Raw genomic sequence first — 15337 nt, 5'->3', positions numbered from 1 at the left:
CTGCCCGCAAGGGCAGGCCCTTCCACGAGGAAAATCTTCAATGACCGACCAGACCAACCAAGACGGCGAAGTCATCGAGCAGCGCGCGAGCGTGCCGCAGATGATCGACACCGCCGGCCTTAGCACGATCGTCCGCGCCGAGTTGGACGCACAGATCGTGACCGCGAAGCAATTCCCGCGCTCGATCCAGCGCGTGATTGGCAACATCACGACCCTTGCCACGCTGGACGAGGACACCGCCGAGGAATGCCTCTACGCCCTCGTCCGCAAGAAGAAACAGCGCAGCCGGAACGCCCAGGCGAACCAGCAACCGGAAGAGGAAAACAAGCCGATCGAGGGGCCGTCGATCCGCCTCGCCGAGATCGCCGCGCAATGCTACGGCAACTGCCGGATCGAGGCCCGCGTGATCGCGGTCAACCGCGTCGAAAAGTATGTCGAGGCCGAGGGCATCTTCCTCGATCTTGAGACGAACATGGCGTCGAAGGCGACCGTCCGGCGGCGCATTTCGACTAGCGGCGGCTACCTCTTTTCCGACGACATGATCAACGTCACGTCGAACGCCGCCTGCGCGATCGCCAAGCGCAACGCGGTCCTCGCCGGCATCCCGCGCGGCGTCTATCGCCCCGCCTACATGGCCGCCCGCAAGATCGTCGCCGGCACAGCCGAGACGCTTTCCGCCAATCGCGACAAGGCGATCAAAGCCTTCGCCAACTTCGGCGTCACGCCGGAGCAAATCTTCGAAGCCCTCGGCGTCGATGGCGAGCGCGAGATCAAGACCGACCATATCGCCACCCTGCGCGCGATGTTCATGACGCTCAAGAACGGGGAAGAGACGGTCGAGAGCATGTTCGGCAAGCCCGAGGCCGATCACAAGGTGGTCGAGAACCCCTTGAACGACGAAATCCCCGACCACGACAAGCAAGCCGAGGAAGGGGATCAGGCGGGCAAGGACGCCGGCACCGAGGCGACGGCCGAGGGCGGCGACAAGCAGCCTGCCGAGGGCGGCAAGGCCGCAGGCGAGGGCAAGCAGGCCGAGGGCGGCAAGGCCGCCAAGGAGAAGCCCGCCAAGGCCGAGGAAGCCAAGGACGAGCGCACGCCGGAACAGATCGCCGCAGCGATCGACGCCGCCTATGCGCGCGGCGAGGAAGCCAAGGCCAAGGGCATGACCCCCAAGGCAATGCCGGCCGAGTTCAAGGCGAAGGAGCGGCAGGCCGAGGCCGACGCCTGGACCAAGGGCTTCAAGGGCGAGGCCCTGCGCGAGCCGGGCGAGGAAGGCTGACCCATGCTGCACGCTCGCCCCGATTACGACCGCATCCAAGACCCGGCCGGGCTCATTCCCGAGGCCGAGCCGGTCTTCCTCCTGCGGGGGCAGGACAAGCACGCGGCGCGGCTCCTTCGCCTCTACGCCCGCGCCGTCCGCAATGACGGCGGGGACGAGCAGCTCGCGGCCCTTGTCGAGGGCCACGCCGACAGGATGGACGCGTGGCCGGTGAAGAAGTCGCCCGACCTGTGATCAGCCGGCGGGCCGCACTGCCGGCCCGCCCCATCAATCCCAAGGAGTTCAACATGAAGATCATCGGCAAGACCCACGCCGGCTACCTGATCGAGGCGAGCGAAGACGAGATCGCCAAGGCGGCTGGCTACGGGGGTGACTACGACGGCGAGTGGAAGAGCGCTCGGCCGGCACCGCACCAAGGCGGATGGGGCGACAGCCGATCCAGCCTGATCATCGGGAGCGAGATCGATGTCCGCGCCGCCCACGATTTCCACTCGCGGATCAAGCGCAACGAGGCGCAGGCGCGGTCGGCGGCCGGCATTCTGAAAGCCATCGCCGAGCTGATCGAGGGCAACCTGCCGGGTGTGGTGATCCCGCCGGCCGTGATCGAAGCGGAGGGCGCGACCAATGCAGGCTGAGAGAAGAATGCTCGGCGCAGCCATGCTCGCCACCGACGAGGCGCTGCGCGCCGAGGCGCAGCCGGCCGAGGCACCCGCGCCTGCCCCGGTGAAGCTCGCCTCGGTGGCGATCGCCGACGTGACCGCCGTCCACCGCAGCGCGATCGAGAAGCACAGCCTCAACGTGCTCGCGATCCGGCGCGAGCGCGACGAGAAGGTCCGCGCGCTCGAAGACGAGCTTTTCGAGGCCGAGCGGGCATTCATCGCCTTGCGCAGCCGGATCGAGCGTGACGTGGCCGAGGCGAAGGCTCACGCCGCCCGCGAGATCGAGGCCAACGATCGGCTCGCCAGCGCCAGCAACGACGCGCTGATCCGGCTTGTCGGAGGGGCAAGCTGATGGCCGTCGAAGCCTGCCTTCACTGCCAGCTTATCCTAGCCGCGAACGAGTGGATCGCCGAGCACGGCGAGGGCGTGGAAGGCGACCGCGTGGTCATGGTCACGCAGTATTGCCGCGCCCTGGCCGACCTGATCGTGCAGGCCAGCAACCCCGGCCAAGACCGCGCCAACCTCGCCAACCACGCGCAGCTCACGCTCGCCGGGCTCGTCAGCAAGCGCCTCAACGAACCGATCGAGGAAGAGCCTGCGGTCGCGCCTGCCGGCGTGGCCAAGCACTGATTTTGCAACGCCATTTCCAAGGAGAAAAAGGATGGCAACGGAGAAGGGTATCAACATCACGATCAGGGGCTTCATCCCGATCGATCCGCACGATCTGAAAGGCCACCGCGCCAAGCTCGATGCGGTGGTCGAGGCCGAGGGCGGCAAGCTCGAAGCGCTGACCGAGGCAGGGCTGCGCGTCGAAGAATTCCGCGCTGATCCGGTCACGCGGCGGGGCAAGACCGACGCCGCCGAGGGCAGCGACAGCAAGTCCGAATAGCGACCCGAGCCGGTCGCGCGGCGGCGGCCGGCTCCCCCACCCACGAGGCCCACGAAAATGACCGAAGACGAACTTTTCAAGTCCCGCGCAGCGACGGCCTGCCGGCGCTCGTGCGAGCGGCGCGGCATGACGCCGTGCGTCGATAGCGAAGACTGGAAGCCATGCCAGGGGTGCGAACGCGAGGCGGTGTTCATCGAGCTGAATAGCGGCGTGCCGCGCGAGGAACACGAGCGCCGCGTGGCCGAGCTGCTCGAAGCGAACAATCGCTATCAGGAAGAGGCGCGCGAGGCCCGCAGGCGGGATCAGATCAACACCTCGTCCATGTCCACCGCCCTCGCGGCGGCGGCGTCGAAGATGCTCGTCGTGGGCGAAGAGCTGACCAAGCGCAAGAACAGGATCTCCGAACTCGAAATGGAGGTGCTTGAACACCAGCAGCTTTTCGATCTGCGGTGGAAAGCGCACATGCGCGCTATCGAGCGGTGGCGCAACGGGAACCCCGGCAACGAATTGGTGCAGCCCGACCTCGCCAATCTCGATGTCTGGTTGCTCGATCAGCTTGATCAGGCGCAGGACAAGATCGATGGCCTGTCGGCCGATCTCGACAGCGCGCTTGAGGTCTTGATCCGCAGGATCAACGGCGAGGCTGATCTGGCGAGCGCGGCCGAGTGGGTGCGGCTCAATTACCCGAACCTCGCGGGCAAGATCGGCAACACGGTCGCCGAGATCGTGGTGCCGAGCAGCGGCGATGTATTCGCCGATCTCGGGGTCGAGCGGCCCGCCGATCTGCCGCCGGCATGGCGGCCGACGCACCGGCATTACAAGGGCGGTTATTACCGCGTCCTGATGACTGGTCGCTTCGAAGAAAATCTCTCCGAGGCCATCGTCTACGACAACGAGGCCGGCGAGGTCTGGATCAGGCGAACCGAGAACTTCAACACCCCCGGCCGCTTCACGCCCCTCGGCCCCGATTTCATCTGGCCGATCGACGCGCCGCAGCCCGACGATCCCGGCCCGCACCACTACAGCCCCTCGGTGATGCACATGGGGGACTGCTCGATCTGCGGGGATACGGCCGACAACCCGAACCATATTAAGGCGGTGCCGATCGGCTTTTCGCCGCCGCTGCCGCTCGCGGACGACGGGGATCACAGCGATGCGTGATCAGGCTCCCGAATTCACCGTCTTCGACAAGCTCCGCGAGGTCGAGAAGGAAGTCGCCTATCGGCACCGGGTTTACCGGCGGCTGATCAGCGCTGGCAAGATGAAGACCGCCGAGGCGACCCGGCGGATCGGCATCATGACGGCGATCGCCGAGGACTATCGCCGCGCCCAGGCGGCCGAGCCCGATCTCTTCAAGCGCAGCGTCGTCGGAGGTGGCCAATGATCGGCACCCTCGAATATCTCGGCTGGCAAAGGCCGTGGACGCTCACGGCCGAGGATGGATCGACGCGCGATATCAGCGCCGACTTTTGGGACGCTGCCGAGCGCCTCAAGGGCAAGCCAACAAGCATGGACGCGCGCGGGGACAGCATAGCGCTGCGCGCCGATCCGGCATCGGAATACGAGCTGATCTTCGAGACGCGAGGCGAGGGCATCTTGATCTCGAAGATGCCCTCGTTCCGGTGGGGTTTCTCGAATGTGCTCTATTATTTCGAGCAGCACATGCACAACCTCAATTCCCGGCGGATCGAGGTCGAGATCGCCGAGGATCGCTTCGCGCTGATCGCTCGCGATGCCGAGGACACGCCGGCTGTCTACTACAGCGACGGCAACTTGGCGGCGATCCCCGAGGGGTGGGAGCGCTCGATCTGCCGCGTCGGCGAGGGGAAGAACACGTGCATTTTCTTCACCGCCGGAGCCGGCGGTTTCTCGTGCGCGAAGTTCTCCGGCCCCATGGGGCGGATGCTGCTGGAACGTCACGCGGCGGGCCAGATGAATGCCGGCCGGATCGGCAACTGCCGGATCGCCGGCAGGAAGGACAGCGGCGATGGCTGACCTTCCGATCCTCTTCTCGCCGCCGATGGTCCAAGGGCTCCTGCGCGAGATCGCTCGCCCAGGCAAGGGCAAGACGCAGACGCGGCGCTTGCTCGATGTCAGCGGCATCGAGCCCTCTGCGCTTGCGTGCGCCGAGGCCCCGCGTCTCGCTCCAAAGGAAGGCTACGCCGCGCAAAACGGGCGACTTTGGCAATTCCGCATCGGTCGGTTCAATGCCTACTCGAAGGCGTTCAAATTGCCGATTGCAGCCGGCGACCGGCTGTATGTCCGCGAGGCGTTCGAGTTCTGGTCAGACGGCCACGACTGCCAACTCCGATTTATCGCCGACAAGGCACTGCGCGACACGGGTCCGAACACGGGCGAAATTCCTGATGCCGCGCTCGTTTCCTACTTCCGCATGGTGGACCGCTCGCGCGCAGCACGGAAGGCGATCAAGTACCCCGGCCTTCACATGCCGCGATGGGCGTCGCGCCTCACGCTGCTCGTGACCGACGTTCGGATCGAGCGGTTGCAGGATATCAGCTACGCCGACGCGCTCGCCGAGGGCATTGTCGAGGACGACGGCGACGTGCCCGATATTTTTTACCTGCCCGGCGCGGAACTGCTCTGTGGCGTGAATGCGCCCAAGGGCCGCCTCATGATCGGTAATCACCCCGATCCGCGCCTCGTCTACCGCGACCTGATCAACAACCTGCACGGCGGCGATCTCTGGTCGGCGAACCCTTGGGTCGCCGCCTACAGCCTCGCGCCGCGCCTCGGCAACATCGATACCTTGGAGGGGAACAATGCATAGCGCACTGCCTTGGTGGGCTTGGCTCTTGATCGGGCTGACTGTCGGATCGTGGATCGGGTGGGCGCTCTGCGCGGTAGTCACCCGCCCCGCGCGGGCGATCGCCGAAGAGGCGCAGGCTGTCGAGCGCCGCGTCCGCGAGTTCATGGACGATCCGACGCATTGGGGGCGCTCGTGATGGACGTGCGCCTCATAGCGGCCGTGGGCCGCAGCGGGCAGCTCGGCCTCGGCGGCAAGCTGCCCTGGCACGATCCGGCGGACCTTGCATGGTTCAAGCGCATGACGACGCCCGGCTTCGTGATCGTCGGCGGCCGGACCTACGACACCATGCCCAACCTGCGGCCCGATCGGATCAAGATCGGGTGGGGCCGGGATATCGATCCCGAGGGCCTTCTCAAGATGTGCCACACGATGGACCCGGCGCTGCCGATCTGGATTGCCGGCGGCGCGCGGACCTATGCCGCGTTCCTCCCCTTCGTCCGGCACTTCGTCATCACCGCAATCGACTATGACGGCCCGGCCGACGTGTTCATGCCGAAGCTGTGGGGCGATCCGGTCGATACCAGCGATATCCCCGAGGTCGGCGAGGAATTCTTCCGGCGCGCCAAGGTCGGCAAGATCGGGAGGCGCTCGTGATCAAGGACAGGTTCATCCGCGACCTGCCGAGGCTGCGCCTTTCGCTGCGCGAGTTCAACGAGCTGCTGGAATACAGCGCCTCCATGCCGACCGGCACGAAGCCGGGCAAACGCTGGAAGCGCCTCAACGGCGCGCACGATTTCGCTTTCAAGCAGCGCGGCGGGAAGCCGGTCTGGATGATCGGCGAATACGATCCCAACGCCCCGAGCGACGACGAGATCGACGCCATGAAGAAGCGGGGCGAGACCCCGCCGAAGAACATCAAGATCAACTGGTATCGCCCGGTGATCGTCCTCACGGCGAAGGAGTGCCGTCAATGAGCCCGGAACGCGAAGCCCTCGCCGATCTCGGCCGGCGGATCGATGCGTGCAAGGCGAAGCACGGGATCACGCCAGAATTCCTCGCCTGGCGGCGGGTGCGCCGGCTGCTCGCGGATCATGAATACGCGATGCGCCGGCTGGCCGCGAGCCTGCGCGACGCCGAGCGCGCGATGCGCGACTTCCGCGCCATGGCGGACGCAAGGAGGTGGCGTTGAGCAAGGCTGTCACCGCCTCCGATATCAAGCTCGGGCTGCGTCGCCTTTACGCGCAGCCCGAGTGGGCGCTGCTCTTCGAGGTAGGCGACGCCACGGGCGCGAGGCACACGCGCTTCGCCGATGCCCTCGCGATGTCCCTGTGGCCCTCGCGCGGGCTGACGCTGCACGGGATCGAGATCAAGGTCAGCCGCTCGGATTGGCAGAAAGAGAGGGCGCAGCCCGAGAAAGCCGAGAAGATCGCGGCCTACTGCGACTTTTGGGATTTGGTCACCGCGCCGGGCGTCGTGAAGGACTTGACCGAAATCCCGCCGGCCTGGGGGCTGATCGAGTTCAACGGTGAGAAATTCACCACCCGGAAGCTTGCCCTCAAGACCGACGCCGCGCCGATCGATCGCACATTTCTCGCGGCGCTCCTGCGCCGCGCGCACAAAGCCGACGAGGCAGTGATCGCCGCCGAGGTCGCTCGCCGTAGCGAGCTGCACGACGAGACCTTCGAGGCTCGGGTCGAGGCCGCAGCGTCGCGGCGCGCGCATGAGGCGGAAGGGCTCAAGCGGCAGGTCGCCGAGTTCGAGGCGGCGAGCGGGATCAAGCTTCCCGCGTGGAACACTTGGGGCGCAGACGCGGAGCAGCTCGGTCGCGCCGCCAAGGCTGTCAAACAGACCGGGATCACGCGCACTTACGACGGGCTGCACGAGTTGGCGACCAAGCTGCGCAAGGCGTCCGACGAGATCGAGGGCGCGCTGCTCGATTTAGGGCTCGCCCCGCCGAGGGAGCCGAGGCTTTCCGACTTTGCGAGGAAAAGGAAATGAGTGCCGATCTGCACGATCCGGGCGGCAAGACCCGGTGGCCGATCCCGGCCGACATGGAAGGGCAGGCGTTCTTTAGCGGGGACGGCAAGCGGCGCACGATCCTCGCCCGCCGCAAGCTCGGCTACGGCTGGACGCCCTTCGCCCTGTGGATCGGCATGAACCCGTCCACGGCTGACGCCTCGGTCGATGATCCGACCGTCCGCCGCGAGTGGCTTTACACCTACAATCGCCTCGGCCTCTACGCCTACGTCAAGGCGAACGTCATGGATTATCGCGCGACCGATCCGGCGGCCTTGCTCGACCCCGATATCTTCCCGTGCAGCCCGGTCAATCGGGAAACGATCCGGCGTTATGCCATGGACGCCGAGGTCATCGTGGCCGCCTGGGGCGCGCTGCCCGATCGCCTGCGGGTCCACGCTACGGCAGTCAAGGCGATCCTGCGGGAAGTCGGCAAGCCGGTCTTCTGCCTCGCGCTCGCGCAGGACGGCTCGCCGCGCCACGGTCGCGGCGTGAAGCTCGGGCCGCTCGTCCCCTTCGACGTGGGGGCCGGCGATGCGTGATCTCTTCGACGCCCTGCACAAACCCCCGGTGATCGTGCCCGTCGATCGCGACGGGCCGGTTGTCCAAGGCGAGGCCGACGTTTCCTTTGTCCTGCCGCACAAGCGCCTCGCCTGGCATCAGGCCGAGATCGAGCTGCACCGCCACGACAACGGCCTTTGGATGTGGTCGGCAAGCTTCAACTGCGGCGGCCACGGCAGTTCCTACAAGGTCGGCGCGAAGTGGGGGAAGTTCGCCGAGAGCAAGGACGACGCCTTGTTCTACGCGGTCCAAGAGATCGAGCGCCGGCTGGAAAAGTCGGACGGCCCCGAGGCCACGGCAATCCTGAAATGGGCAAGGGGGCTCGTCGTATGACGGATCGCTTCGACAACATCCCCACGGCCGATCTCCTCGCGCGCGAGCGCGAAGCCCGCCGCGAGGCCGAGGCCCTCAAGGAGGCTGTCCGCGATCGCCTGAAAGCCGAATGCACGATCGAGGTTGGCGCGATCTATCGGGTCACGGCTGGCCGCTTCGCTGGCCGTCGCTTGTGGGTCGAAGGGATCGGGGCCGGCATCCCCGACGTGATGCGGCGCGGCGAGTTCGAGGTCTTCGCCTGGGGCCGGCTGAACGGCAAGAGCGCAGCCGGCGACGGTTGGACGATCAAGCGCCAGAACGTGAATGTGCAGCGCCTCGTCAAGGAGGGTGGCAATGCCTAACGCCGATCTGATCCAGGCGGCGCTCGATGACGAATTCGTCCGCGCAGCCCTCGCGATCGAAAGCGCCGCAAGCGACGCGATCATCAAGGCCATGGCGGGCGGCAGCAAGGCCCTGCGGGATCGGGTGCTCGATGAAGTCGGCAAGGCGATCGACGCGGCGATCGTGGCCGATCTCGGGCCTGTGAGGCGGGCCGCCGTGATCGAGCGGGCAGGCCACGGCATGTGGAAGGCGAAGCAATGACCGACAGGATCGGATGCCTCGTCCCCTTCTGCCGGCGCACGACCGCTGCCCGCCGGCTCCCCGCCGGCCACACGGAATGGATATGCTCGGCCCACTGGCGGCTCGTCTCCCGCAAGGCGAAGTTGATGAAGCGCCGAGCCGAGGAAGCCTACGAGGCTGCGCGCATGATCTGCGTGCAGATCGACGCCGAGGGCGTCGAATGCGCCAAGGCCAACGGGGGCGGGGTCCACCAAGAGATCATCTACCGCTACAGCGTCGCGGCTGGCTTCGCTGCCAAGAAGGGCAGGCAGGCAAACCGCGCCTGGGATCGCTGTAAGCGGCAGGCGATCGAGGCCGCCGGAGGTATCCGGTGAGCGGAAAAATTCTAGAACGATCGCCAGAAGACGGGCCGTCAGTTCCGAGCCGGCCTTCGCGCGTGTGCGTCTGCCTGAATTGCGGCGAGAGCTTCGAGCAGGGCCGCAAGGCGGCCGAGTTCTGTAGCCGAAAATGCGTCCGAGCGTGGAACAACCGACGCTATATCCGAGGCGCAGAGCTGTACGATCTGATGATGATCCAGCGCTTCGATCGCGGCGAGGCGACCAAGCACAAAGTCTGGACGGCGCTCACTCGGCTGACGCGGCAATACCGGGACGAGGATATCCGCGAGCGCGGTGGCCGCCGCTCGTGGCGGCGGCTGCGCTCGATCATCGACAACAAGATCGTCTTGTGGACGCAGGTCTTCCGGCGATGAAGAAACGCAAGGCCATCCCTGATCGCGTCAAGCTGATCGCGGCCCTGCGGCGGATGGGGCTGACGATCGAGCAAGTGCAGTTCGATCACAACCCTGCGCTCGAACTGCGTCCGATTGATCCCGAGACCGGCGACACGATCCCGCCGGCCAACAGCCCGGATCACATCGACCTGTTGCTGATCACCGAGCACAAGACGAAGACCTTCGGCCGAGGCGGTGACAAGCGGATCACCACGGCCGGGAGCGATATCGGCAACATCAAGAAGCTGCGGCACCTCACAAAGGACGAGGAAGCCTTCCGACGCCGGCTGCTCGCGAAGGCCGAGGGCGAGCCTGAGCCCAAGAAGAAGTCGAGGTGGCCAAGCCGCCCGTTCGGCAAGCGAGGACGGCCATGAGCGAAACACTCCCCTCGATCGACACCTCTTGGGAAGGCGACGCCATGGTCCGCGCCCGGCAGCTTTACCCCAACCAAGGGGTTGAGCGCCTCGCGGTGCTGATGGCGCGCACGCACCGCTATGCGATCCAGTATCTAGAACAGTGCCCCGCGCTGATCGTCTTCGCCCCTTGGGGCGTGATACCTCGGCGGCCCCACGAGCGCGTCATGGTCGCCAACCGCTTCGGCTCGGCCGTCAATCGTGGGCTCAAGCTCCGCGACATGCTGGCGGAATTCAACGGGCCATTGCAGGTCCGCGCCCTCACAGGATCGGGCTGCATCCCCTCGAATTTCCAGACGATCCTCGCCCTGCGGCAGATCGCGCCCTCGACCTTGGCCCAGGCGATCCCCCCGAAATCGGGCGAGCAAGTGGTGTGGCTGCGCTTCCTGCGGAACTGGAAGCAACAGAACGACATGTTGCTCGCCGGGAACGAGACAAAGCGCAGAGCCTCGTGGGAGTGGGCAGCGAAGACCGTCTCGGTGGCGATCCGCGACGGCATGAAGAACCCCGAGGATCACATTCGGCAGATCATCGACATGCTGCGCTATGGCACAGGAGGCCTCAATCCCGACTGGTCTTTCCGATCGGCGATCGCTGCCACCGAGCGTTGGCACGCCGACCTCGCCAAGGAGAAGTCCGAGAAGGACTTCCTCGCACGGCAGGGCTTCGGCTTTGACGATCGGCGGGATTACGGGCCGCTGCCGGAAACGTGGGTCGAGGGGAGCTACGAGTTCACCGCCCTGCAATCCGGCCGCGATCTCTTCATCGAAGGCAAGGCGATGCACCATTGCGTGTCGAGCTACGTGCGCCACGTCATGCTCGGCGGCACCCGCATCTATTCGATCCGCAACAGCCAGGGCGATCGGGTCGCGACGATGGAGCTGCACCCGAGGGGAGAGCTCTATGTGATCGCGCAGCTCAAGGGTCCGTGCAATCGGCGACCCCTCAAGTCGGTGCAGCTCGCGGCCGAGAGCTTCCTGCATACGGTCAATGCGCTGATCGTGGCCGGGATCAGGGAAGGGCGCACCGTGATCCGGTCGAGCGCCAGGAAGGGCGGCAGATGAGCCGCGCCCGCGCCTCGATCCTGCCGCCTACGCTACCGCCTCGCGGCCTCTCGCGGGACGAGGCGGCGGCGTACCTCGGGATCGGGACGACGCTTTTCGATCGGTTGGTCGAGGAAAAGAAGCTGCCGGGGCCGAAGTCTCTCGGCGGACGCCTCGTATGGGATCGCCTGGCTGTTGACGTTGCCTTTGAGGCTATTCCAACTGACGGGGCCGCCCCGGCTGACCCATGGGGGAACGTCAGGGCCTAGCGAGTGATGGAGTTGAATGAATGATGTTCCGATTGAAAAACGTGTGCCGCGAGACCGATCGGCACAAGAAGGTTCGATACTACTACCGCGCGGGCAAAGGCCCGCGTATTGCGTTGACAGGGGAGCCGGGCTCGGACGAGTTCAAGGCTTCCTATGACGCAGCCTGCGGCGGCATCCGCCGGCCGGCCTCGGCCGAGCGGCAAGCGATCAAGGTCGCCATCCCGCGCACGCTGCGGTGGCTCTGTCAGAACTACTTCGCGGCCCCGGAATTCACGGGGCTCGATGCCAGCACGCAGCGGGTGCGCCGGCAGATTGTCGAGCATTGCCTTGACGAGCCTACCGAGCCGGGCGCGACCACGACCTTTGCCGACTTCCCGCTCGATCGCCTCACGCCGAAGGCGATCCGCGTCCTGCGGGATCGGAAGGCGGACTTTCCCGAGGCCGCCAACAACCGGGTCAAGGCGATCCGGCAAGTGCTGAAATACGGCGTCGATACCGACGAGCTGCCGACCAATGTCGCGCGGGAAGTGCCGTATCTGAAAGGCAAGCCCGGCGGCTTCCACGCTTGGACGATCGAGGAAGTCGAGCAGTTCGAGGCGAAGTATCCGATCGGCACTCAGGCCCGCCTCGCCTTCGCGCTCCTGCTCTACACCGCGCAGCGGAGATCCGATATCGTCCGGTTCGGGCAGCAGCACGTCCGCGACGGATGGCTCCACTTCACGCAGCAAAAGGGCCGCAGCAAAAACCCGGTCACGCTCTCGATCCCGATTGTGAAGCCCCTGCGCGATATCATCGCAGCGACGCCGACCGGGATCAAAACCTTCCTCGTGACCGAATTCGGCAAGCCCTTCGCCGACGCCGGCTTCGGCAACAAGTTCCGCTATTGGTGCAACAAGGCCGGTCTGCCGCATTGCTCGGCTCATGGCCTTCGCAAGGCCACGTCCGCGCGCCTCGCCGAGCTTGGGTGCAGCGACCGCGAGATCATGGCGATCACGGGTCATCAGACGATGAAGGAGGTCACGCGCTACACGAAATCGGCTCGGCAGCGCGTCCTCGCGGCCTCGGCAATGCAGAAGTTCGAGGCGGCCAACGAGCCCGCCAACCCCTAACCTTATCCGGGGTTCGGGAATTCCGCTGAAAAACGCTGATTTATCAAGGGCGATGGTGCCCAGAGGCGGATTCGAACCACCGACACGCGGATTTTCAGTCCGCTGCTCTACCAACTGAGCTATCTGGGCCTGCGCCGGCTAACGGGATGCGCCCGCCGGGTTTCGCGAGGGCACCAGGCGGCGCCCCTTGAAAGCGCGTGGGTTATAGCACGGGAATCTTGGCTGTCCAGCGCCTAACGGGCGATTTTCCGGGGCAATTGTCGCAGCCGCGCAATGGGGTTCGAACGATGTCGGCAAAGGAGCAATCGCACTTGCCGGCAAAGCCGGGATCTGATTGCCCGCAACCACCCTAAGCATGTCTCCCGCAGTGGAAACCGGTTTCGGGATAAAGACATGCGTAAAATCAAAACCTAAAGCGCATGGAGCGATCTGAAAGATCGCGACGCGGTTTAGAAGGGGGCGTGCCGCTGGCGCTTAGCCCTCGTCCTTGGGGCCAGGCTTCGGGCTGTCCTCGTCTTCCTCTTCACGGCCGGGGATGACATAGGCGCCCTTCAGCCAGCGATTGAGGTCGATGTCCTTGCAGCGCGCGGAGCAGAACGGATAGTGCTCGCGCGAGGACGGTTTTCCGCATTCGGGGCAGGGCCGCTTCGGCCGAAGCGGTGTCACCTTGTCGTCCAGGCTCATGGCCGCGCGACGTGCCAGTTCTTGTGCGCCTTGAAGCCTTCGCCGGAAAGCAGCGCCACGCTCTCATAAAGCGGCAGGCCGACCACATTGGTGTAGGAGCCGACCAGCTTGACCACGAAGGAGCCGGCCAGGCCTTGCACGGCATAGCCGCCGGCCTTGCCACGCCATTCGCCGGAGGCGACATAGGCGTCGATCTCCTCGCGCGGCAGCCGCTTGAAGCGCACCCTGGTCTCCACCAGCCGCTGGCGCAGCTTGCCGCCGGGCGTGATCAGGCAGACGCCGGAATGGACGCGGTGCGAGCGGCCGGAGAGCAGGCCGAGGCAATTGATGGCGTCGTCGATCGTCTCGGCCTTGGGCAGGATGCGCCGCCCCACCGCCACCACCGTGTCGGCGGCGAGGATGAAGGCGGGCGCGTAATCTTCCTCGCTTTTCAGCGAGGCCAGCGCCTTCTCGGCCTTGTCCTTGGACAGGCGCTTGGCCAGCGAACGCGGATGCTCGGCGCGCTGCGGCGTCTCGTCGACATCGGCGGGCAGCACCCGGTCCGGCTCGATGCCGGCCTGCTGCAAGAGTTCGATGCGGCGCGGCGAACCCGAGGCAAGCACGAGCTTCTGCAGGATGCTCATCGTGCTTAACGCCGATTTGCTACTTGAAACGGTAGGTGATGCGGCCCTTGGTCAGGTCGTAAGGCGTCATCTCGACCAGGACCTTGTCACCGGTCAGCACGCGGATGCGGTTCTTGCGCATGCGGCCGGCCGTGTGGGCGATGATTTCATGTTCGTTTTCGAGCTTCACGCGGAACATCGCATTGGGCAGCAGTTCGGTGACCACACCTGGAAACTCGAGGACTTCTTCCTTCGGCATTCGATACCTTTGCTTGGATGGTAGTTCCAGCACCCGGCTGGAAATTGCGGCGGAACCTATATGATAATCGTGCGCTTGTGAACACGCTTAATCCGTGGCGTTTGCTGCCTCTGGAAGCAGGAAACGTCGGCTTATGCGCGTTTTCAGCCGCTCGCGCACGTCGCGATAGGCCGCCATGATGTGCTCGCGCGTCCCGCCGGTGTCGGTCGGGTCCGGCATCGGCCAGTATTCGACCTCGACGGCGAGTGAGCGGGTGAGCTCGAGCGCGGCGTGGTGCGCCTCCGGCGCCAGCGTCACGATCAGGTCGAAATAATCATCCTCCAGATCCTCCAGCGTCCGGGGTTGGCGCTCGCCAAGCGACAGGTCGTCCTCGGCAAGCACCGCATCGACGAACGGATCGCGCTCGCCGGCGCGCACGCCGGCCGAAGCGACGAAGGTGGTGGCAGGCAGCATGCGGCGCGCCAGCTGCTCCGCGATCGGCGAGCGCACGGCGTTCATGCCGCACAAAAACAGGATCGAGTGGGGCAGGACGGGCACTAGAGCATGATCCCAAAAAGTGGGAACCGGTTTTTGGAAAAGATCATGCTCCAACAAAGAGCTGGACCAGGACGGCGGTTCAACGAAACGTCATCCTGATCTAGCCCCGCCAGTGCAGCACGCAGACCAGCGTGAACAGCCGCCGCGCCGTGTCGAAGTCGATCTCGATCTTGCCGGCGAGCCGATCCATCAGGGTCTGCGAGCCCTCATTGTGCAGGCCGCGCCGCCCCATGTCGATCGCCTCGATATGGCTGGGCGTCGAGGAGCGGATGGCCTCGTAATAGCTTTCGCAGATCAAATAATAGTCCTTGACGATGCGCCTGAGCGGCGTCAGCGACAGGATGTGGGTGACCACCTCGGCGCCGTTCTCGCGGCTGACGGCAAAGACCAGGCGCGACTCGGCCAGCGAAAGCTTGAGCCTGTAAGGACCCGCGCCGTCGTCGTTGACCGGCCGAAAACTGTTCTCCTCGATGAGATCGAAGATCGCCACCGCCCGCTCGTGCTCGACGTCGGGCGTCGAACGTCCGATCGTTTCGTCGAGCTCGACGTCGGTCAGCCTGTGGCGGGTTTGGTCGCGGCCGGGC

The 15337-nt window shown here is 65.6% G+C and carries 29 protein-coding genes and 1 tRNA gene; 24 read left to right on the top strand and 6 right to left on the bottom strand.

Going from position 1 to position 15337, the window contains the following annotated elements; all coding sequences use genetic code 11:
* Window positions 1-40 precede the first annotated feature (40 nt).
* The 24 genes from EOA24_RS00615 to EOA24_RS00495 all read left to right on the top strand — a co-directional run bounded on the left by EOA24_RS00615 (window position 41) and on the right by EOA24_RS00495 (window position 12671).
* Window positions 41-1279 carry a hypothetical protein gene (locus EOA24_RS00615; RefSeq protein ID WP_127409415.1) on the top strand — a complete coding sequence of 413 codons (1239 nt, stop codon included), beginning with the start codon at window positions 41-43 and terminating at the stop codon, window positions 1277-1279.
* 3 nt (window positions 1280-1282) lie between these two features.
* On the top strand, window positions 1283-1513 hold the full coding sequence (locus tag EOA24_RS00610) for a hypothetical protein (RefSeq protein ID WP_127409414.1): 231 nt from the start codon (window positions 1283-1285) through the stop codon (window positions 1511-1513).
* Complete coding sequence (locus EOA24_RS00605; protein ID WP_189353813.1) at window positions 1483-1914, top strand: hypothetical protein; 432 nt, start codon at window positions 1483-1485, stop codon at window positions 1912-1914. Before EOA24_RS00610 ends, EOA24_RS00605 begins: the two co-directional genes overlap by 31 nt.
* Before the next feature lie 7 nt (window positions 1915-1921).
* Window positions 1922-2290: a hypothetical protein gene (locus EOA24_RS00600; protein ID WP_127409412.1), complete on the top strand. Its 369-nt coding sequence runs from the start codon at window positions 1922-1924 to the stop codon at window positions 2288-2290.
* Window positions 2290-2568: a hypothetical protein gene (locus tag EOA24_RS00595; protein ID WP_127409411.1), complete on the top strand. Its 279-nt coding sequence runs from the start codon at window positions 2290-2292 to the stop codon at window positions 2566-2568. Before EOA24_RS00600 ends, EOA24_RS00595 begins: the two co-directional genes overlap by 1 nt.
* Window positions 2569-2599: 31 nt before the next feature.
* The gene (locus EOA24_RS00590) at window positions 2600-2827 is read left to right on the top strand and encodes a hypothetical protein (RefSeq protein WP_127409410.1); all 228 of its coding nucleotides are present in this window, start codon (window positions 2600-2602) and stop codon (window positions 2825-2827) included.
* 57 nt (window positions 2828-2884) lie between these two features.
* Window positions 2885-3988: a DUF1653 domain-containing protein gene (locus EOA24_RS00585; RefSeq protein ID WP_127409409.1), complete on the top strand. Its 1104-nt coding sequence runs from the start codon at window positions 2885-2887 to the stop codon at window positions 3986-3988.
* Window positions 3981-4211 (top strand): hypothetical protein, encoded by a 231-nt coding sequence (locus EOA24_RS00580; protein WP_127409408.1) that lies wholly within the window; start codon window positions 3981-3983, stop codon window positions 4209-4211. The genes EOA24_RS00585 and EOA24_RS00580 overlap by 8 nt, the downstream gene beginning before the upstream one ends.
* Complete coding sequence (locus EOA24_RS00575; RefSeq protein WP_127409407.1) at window positions 4208-4822, top strand: hypothetical protein; 615 nt, start codon at window positions 4208-4210, stop codon at window positions 4820-4822. The genes EOA24_RS00580 and EOA24_RS00575 overlap by 4 nt, the downstream gene beginning before the upstream one ends.
* Window positions 4815-5615 carry a hypothetical protein gene (locus tag EOA24_RS00570; protein ID WP_127409406.1) on the top strand — a complete coding sequence of 267 codons (801 nt, stop codon included), beginning with the start codon at window positions 4815-4817 and terminating at the stop codon, window positions 5613-5615. The genes EOA24_RS00575 and EOA24_RS00570 overlap by 8 nt, the downstream gene beginning before the upstream one ends.
* Entirely contained in the window at window positions 5608-5790 is a 183-nt protein-coding gene (locus EOA24_RS00565) for a hypothetical protein (RefSeq protein WP_127409404.1), read from the top strand. Before EOA24_RS00570 ends, EOA24_RS00565 begins: the two co-directional genes overlap by 8 nt.
* A complete protein-coding gene (locus EOA24_RS00560; protein ID WP_127409402.1) occupies window positions 5790-6248 on the top strand; it encodes a dihydrofolate reductase in 459 nt (152 codons plus the stop codon). Before EOA24_RS00565 ends, EOA24_RS00560 begins: the two co-directional genes overlap by 1 nt.
* Entirely contained in the window at window positions 6245-6568 is a 324-nt protein-coding gene (locus tag EOA24_RS00555; RefSeq protein ID WP_127409400.1) for a hypothetical protein, read from the top strand. Before EOA24_RS00560 ends, EOA24_RS00555 begins: the two co-directional genes overlap by 4 nt.
* On the top strand, window positions 6565-6783 hold the full coding sequence (locus EOA24_RS00550; protein ID WP_127409398.1) for a hypothetical protein: 219 nt from the start codon (window positions 6565-6567) through the stop codon (window positions 6781-6783). The genes EOA24_RS00555 and EOA24_RS00550 overlap by 4 nt, the downstream gene beginning before the upstream one ends.
* Window positions 6780-7592: a hypothetical protein gene (locus tag EOA24_RS00545; protein ID WP_127409396.1), complete on the top strand. Its 813-nt coding sequence runs from the start codon at window positions 6780-6782 to the stop codon at window positions 7590-7592. The genes EOA24_RS00550 and EOA24_RS00545 overlap by 4 nt, the downstream gene beginning before the upstream one ends.
* Window positions 7589-8152, top strand: a complete 564-nt coding sequence (locus EOA24_RS00540) for a DUF1643 domain-containing protein (protein ID WP_127409394.1) — start codon at window positions 7589-7591, stop codon at window positions 8150-8152. Before EOA24_RS00545 ends, EOA24_RS00540 begins: the two co-directional genes overlap by 4 nt.
* Window positions 8145-8504: a hypothetical protein gene (locus EOA24_RS00535; protein WP_127409392.1), complete on the top strand. Its 360-nt coding sequence runs from the start codon at window positions 8145-8147 to the stop codon at window positions 8502-8504. Before EOA24_RS00540 ends, EOA24_RS00535 begins: the two co-directional genes overlap by 8 nt.
* Window positions 8501-8845 carry a hypothetical protein gene (locus EOA24_RS00530; RefSeq protein WP_127409390.1) on the top strand — a complete coding sequence of 115 codons (345 nt, stop codon included), beginning with the start codon at window positions 8501-8503 and terminating at the stop codon, window positions 8843-8845. Before EOA24_RS00535 ends, EOA24_RS00530 begins: the two co-directional genes overlap by 4 nt.
* Entirely contained in the window at window positions 8838-9086 is a 249-nt protein-coding gene (locus EOA24_RS00525; protein ID WP_127409389.1) for a hypothetical protein, read from the top strand. Before EOA24_RS00530 ends, EOA24_RS00525 begins: the two co-directional genes overlap by 8 nt.
* Window positions 9083-9439 carry a hypothetical protein gene (locus EOA24_RS00520; protein ID WP_127409387.1) on the top strand — a complete coding sequence of 119 codons (357 nt, stop codon included), beginning with the start codon at window positions 9083-9085 and terminating at the stop codon, window positions 9437-9439. The genes EOA24_RS00525 and EOA24_RS00520 overlap by 4 nt, the downstream gene beginning before the upstream one ends.
* Before the next feature lie 191 nt (window positions 9440-9630).
* Window positions 9631-9816: a hypothetical protein gene (locus EOA24_RS00515; RefSeq protein WP_127409385.1), complete on the top strand. Its 186-nt coding sequence runs from the start codon at window positions 9631-9633 to the stop codon at window positions 9814-9816.
* Window positions 9750-10211: a hypothetical protein gene (locus EOA24_RS00510; RefSeq protein ID WP_245501728.1), complete on the top strand. Its 462-nt coding sequence runs from the start codon at window positions 9750-9752 to the stop codon at window positions 10209-10211. Before EOA24_RS00515 ends, EOA24_RS00510 begins: the two co-directional genes overlap by 67 nt.
* Entirely contained in the window at window positions 10208-11314 is a 1107-nt protein-coding gene (locus EOA24_RS00505) for a PcfJ domain-containing protein (protein ID WP_127409383.1), read from the top strand. Before EOA24_RS00510 ends, EOA24_RS00505 begins: the two co-directional genes overlap by 4 nt.
* Before the next feature lie 268 nt (window positions 11315-11582).
* Window positions 11583-12671 (top strand): tyrosine-type recombinase/integrase, encoded by a 1089-nt coding sequence (locus EOA24_RS00495; RefSeq protein ID WP_127409379.1) that lies wholly within the window; start codon window positions 11583-11585, stop codon window positions 12669-12671.
* Between the two features lie 53 nt (window positions 12672-12724).
* Here the strand turns inward: EOA24_RS00495 and EOA24_RS00490 are convergent.
* From EOA24_RS00490 to EOA24_RS00465, 6 genes are all read right to left on the bottom strand, one after another.
* Window positions 12725-12800 (bottom strand) — tRNA-Phe (locus tag EOA24_RS00490).
* A gap of 345 nt (window positions 12801-13145) precedes the next feature.
* The gene (yacG, locus tag EOA24_RS00485) at window positions 13146-13355 is read right to left on the bottom strand and encodes a DNA gyrase inhibitor YacG (RefSeq protein WP_126079135.1); all 210 of its coding nucleotides are present in this window, start codon (window positions 13353-13355) and stop codon (window positions 13146-13148) included.
* Window positions 13352-13978: a Maf-like protein gene (locus EOA24_RS00480; protein WP_126079134.1), complete on the bottom strand. Its 627-nt coding sequence runs from the start codon at window positions 13976-13978 to the stop codon at window positions 13352-13354. Before EOA24_RS00480 ends, yacG begins: the two co-directional genes overlap by 4 nt.
* 19 nt (window positions 13979-13997) lie before the next feature.
* Entirely contained in the window at window positions 13998-14216 is a 219-nt protein-coding gene (gene infA, locus EOA24_RS00475) for a translation initiation factor IF-1 (RefSeq protein WP_006200926.1), read from the bottom strand.
* 87 nt (window positions 14217-14303) lie between these two features.
* On the bottom strand, window positions 14304-14753 hold the full coding sequence (locus EOA24_RS00470; protein WP_281059477.1) for a low molecular weight phosphatase family protein: 450 nt from the start codon (window positions 14751-14753) through the stop codon (window positions 14304-14306).
* Window positions 14754-14853: 100 nt separating this feature from the next.
* Window positions 14854-15309 carry a UPF0262 family protein gene (locus EOA24_RS00465; RefSeq protein ID WP_127409481.1) on the bottom strand — a complete coding sequence of 152 codons (456 nt, stop codon included), beginning with the start codon at window positions 15307-15309 and terminating at the stop codon, window positions 14854-14856.
* Window positions 15310-15337 lie beyond the last annotated feature (28 nt).

The organism is Mesorhizobium sp. M2A.F.Ca.ET.039.01.1.1 (assembly GCF_003998035.1).
Classification (GTDB): domain Bacteria; phylum Pseudomonadota; class Alphaproteobacteria; order Rhizobiales; family Rhizobiaceae; genus Mesorhizobium.
Note: the sequence above shows the minus strand (reverse complement) of the source record. Positions and strands in the feature narration are given on the sequence as shown.

Coding starts and splice junctions, on each gene's coding strand:
- EOA24_RS00615 (WP_127409415.1), top strand. CDS start 41: ATGACCGACCAGACCAACCAAGACGGCGAAGTCATCGAGCAGCGCGCG.
- EOA24_RS00610 (WP_127409414.1), top strand. CDS start 1,283: ATGCTGCACGCTCGCCCCGATTACGACCGCATCCAAGACCCGGCCGGG.
- EOA24_RS00600 (WP_127409412.1), top strand. CDS start 1,922: ATGCTCGGCGCAGCCATGCTCGCCACCGACGAGGCGCTGCGCGCCGAG.
- EOA24_RS00595 (WP_127409411.1), top strand. CDS start 2,290: ATGGCCGTCGAAGCCTGCCTTCACTGCCAGCTTATCCTAGCCGCGAAC.
- EOA24_RS00590 (WP_127409410.1), top strand. CDS start 2,600: ATGGCAACGGAGAAGGGTATCAACATCACGATCAGGGGCTTCATCCCG.
- EOA24_RS00585 (WP_127409409.1), top strand. CDS start 2,885: ATGACCGAAGACGAACTTTTCAAGTCCCGCGCAGCGACGGCCTGCCGG.
- EOA24_RS00580 (WP_127409408.1), top strand. CDS start 3,981: ATGCGTGATCAGGCTCCCGAATTCACCGTCTTCGACAAGCTCCGCGAG.
- EOA24_RS00575 (WP_127409407.1), top strand. CDS start 4,208: ATGATCGGCACCCTCGAATATCTCGGCTGGCAAAGGCCGTGGACGCTC.
- EOA24_RS00570 (WP_127409406.1), top strand. CDS start 4,815: ATGGCTGACCTTCCGATCCTCTTCTCGCCGCCGATGGTCCAAGGGCTC.
- EOA24_RS00565 (WP_127409404.1), top strand. CDS start 5,608: ATGCATAGCGCACTGCCTTGGTGGGCTTGGCTCTTGATCGGGCTGACT.
- EOA24_RS00560 (WP_127409402.1), top strand. CDS start 5,790: ATGGACGTGCGCCTCATAGCGGCCGTGGGCCGCAGCGGGCAGCTCGGC.
- EOA24_RS00550 (WP_127409398.1), top strand. CDS start 6,565: ATGAGCCCGGAACGCGAAGCCCTCGCCGATCTCGGCCGGCGGATCGAT.
- EOA24_RS00540 (WP_127409394.1), top strand. CDS start 7,589: ATGAGTGCCGATCTGCACGATCCGGGCGGCAAGACCCGGTGGCCGATC.
- EOA24_RS00535 (WP_127409392.1), top strand. CDS start 8,145: ATGCGTGATCTCTTCGACGCCCTGCACAAACCCCCGGTGATCGTGCCC.
- EOA24_RS00530 (WP_127409390.1), top strand. CDS start 8,501: ATGACGGATCGCTTCGACAACATCCCCACGGCCGATCTCCTCGCGCGC.
- EOA24_RS00525 (WP_127409389.1), top strand. CDS start 8,838: ATGCCTAACGCCGATCTGATCCAGGCGGCGCTCGATGACGAATTCGTC.
- EOA24_RS00520 (WP_127409387.1), top strand. CDS start 9,083: ATGACCGACAGGATCGGATGCCTCGTCCCCTTCTGCCGGCGCACGACC.
- EOA24_RS00515 (WP_127409385.1), top strand. CDS start 9,631: ATGATGATCCAGCGCTTCGATCGCGGCGAGGCGACCAAGCACAAAGTC.
- EOA24_RS00505 (WP_127409383.1), top strand. CDS start 10,208: ATGAGCGAAACACTCCCCTCGATCGACACCTCTTGGGAAGGCGACGCC.
- EOA24_RS00495 (WP_127409379.1), top strand. CDS start 11,583: ATGATGTTCCGATTGAAAAACGTGTGCCGCGAGACCGATCGGCACAAG.
- yacG (WP_126079135.1), bottom strand. CDS start 13,355: ATGAGCCTGGACGACAAGGTGACACCGCTTCGGCCGAAGCGGCCCTGC.
- EOA24_RS00480 (WP_126079134.1), bottom strand. CDS start 13,978: ATGAGCATCCTGCAGAAGCTCGTGCTTGCCTCGGGTTCGCCGCGCCGC.
- infA (WP_006200926.1), bottom strand. CDS start 14,216: ATGCCGAAGGAAGAAGTCCTCGAGTTTCCAGGTGTGGTCACCGAACTG.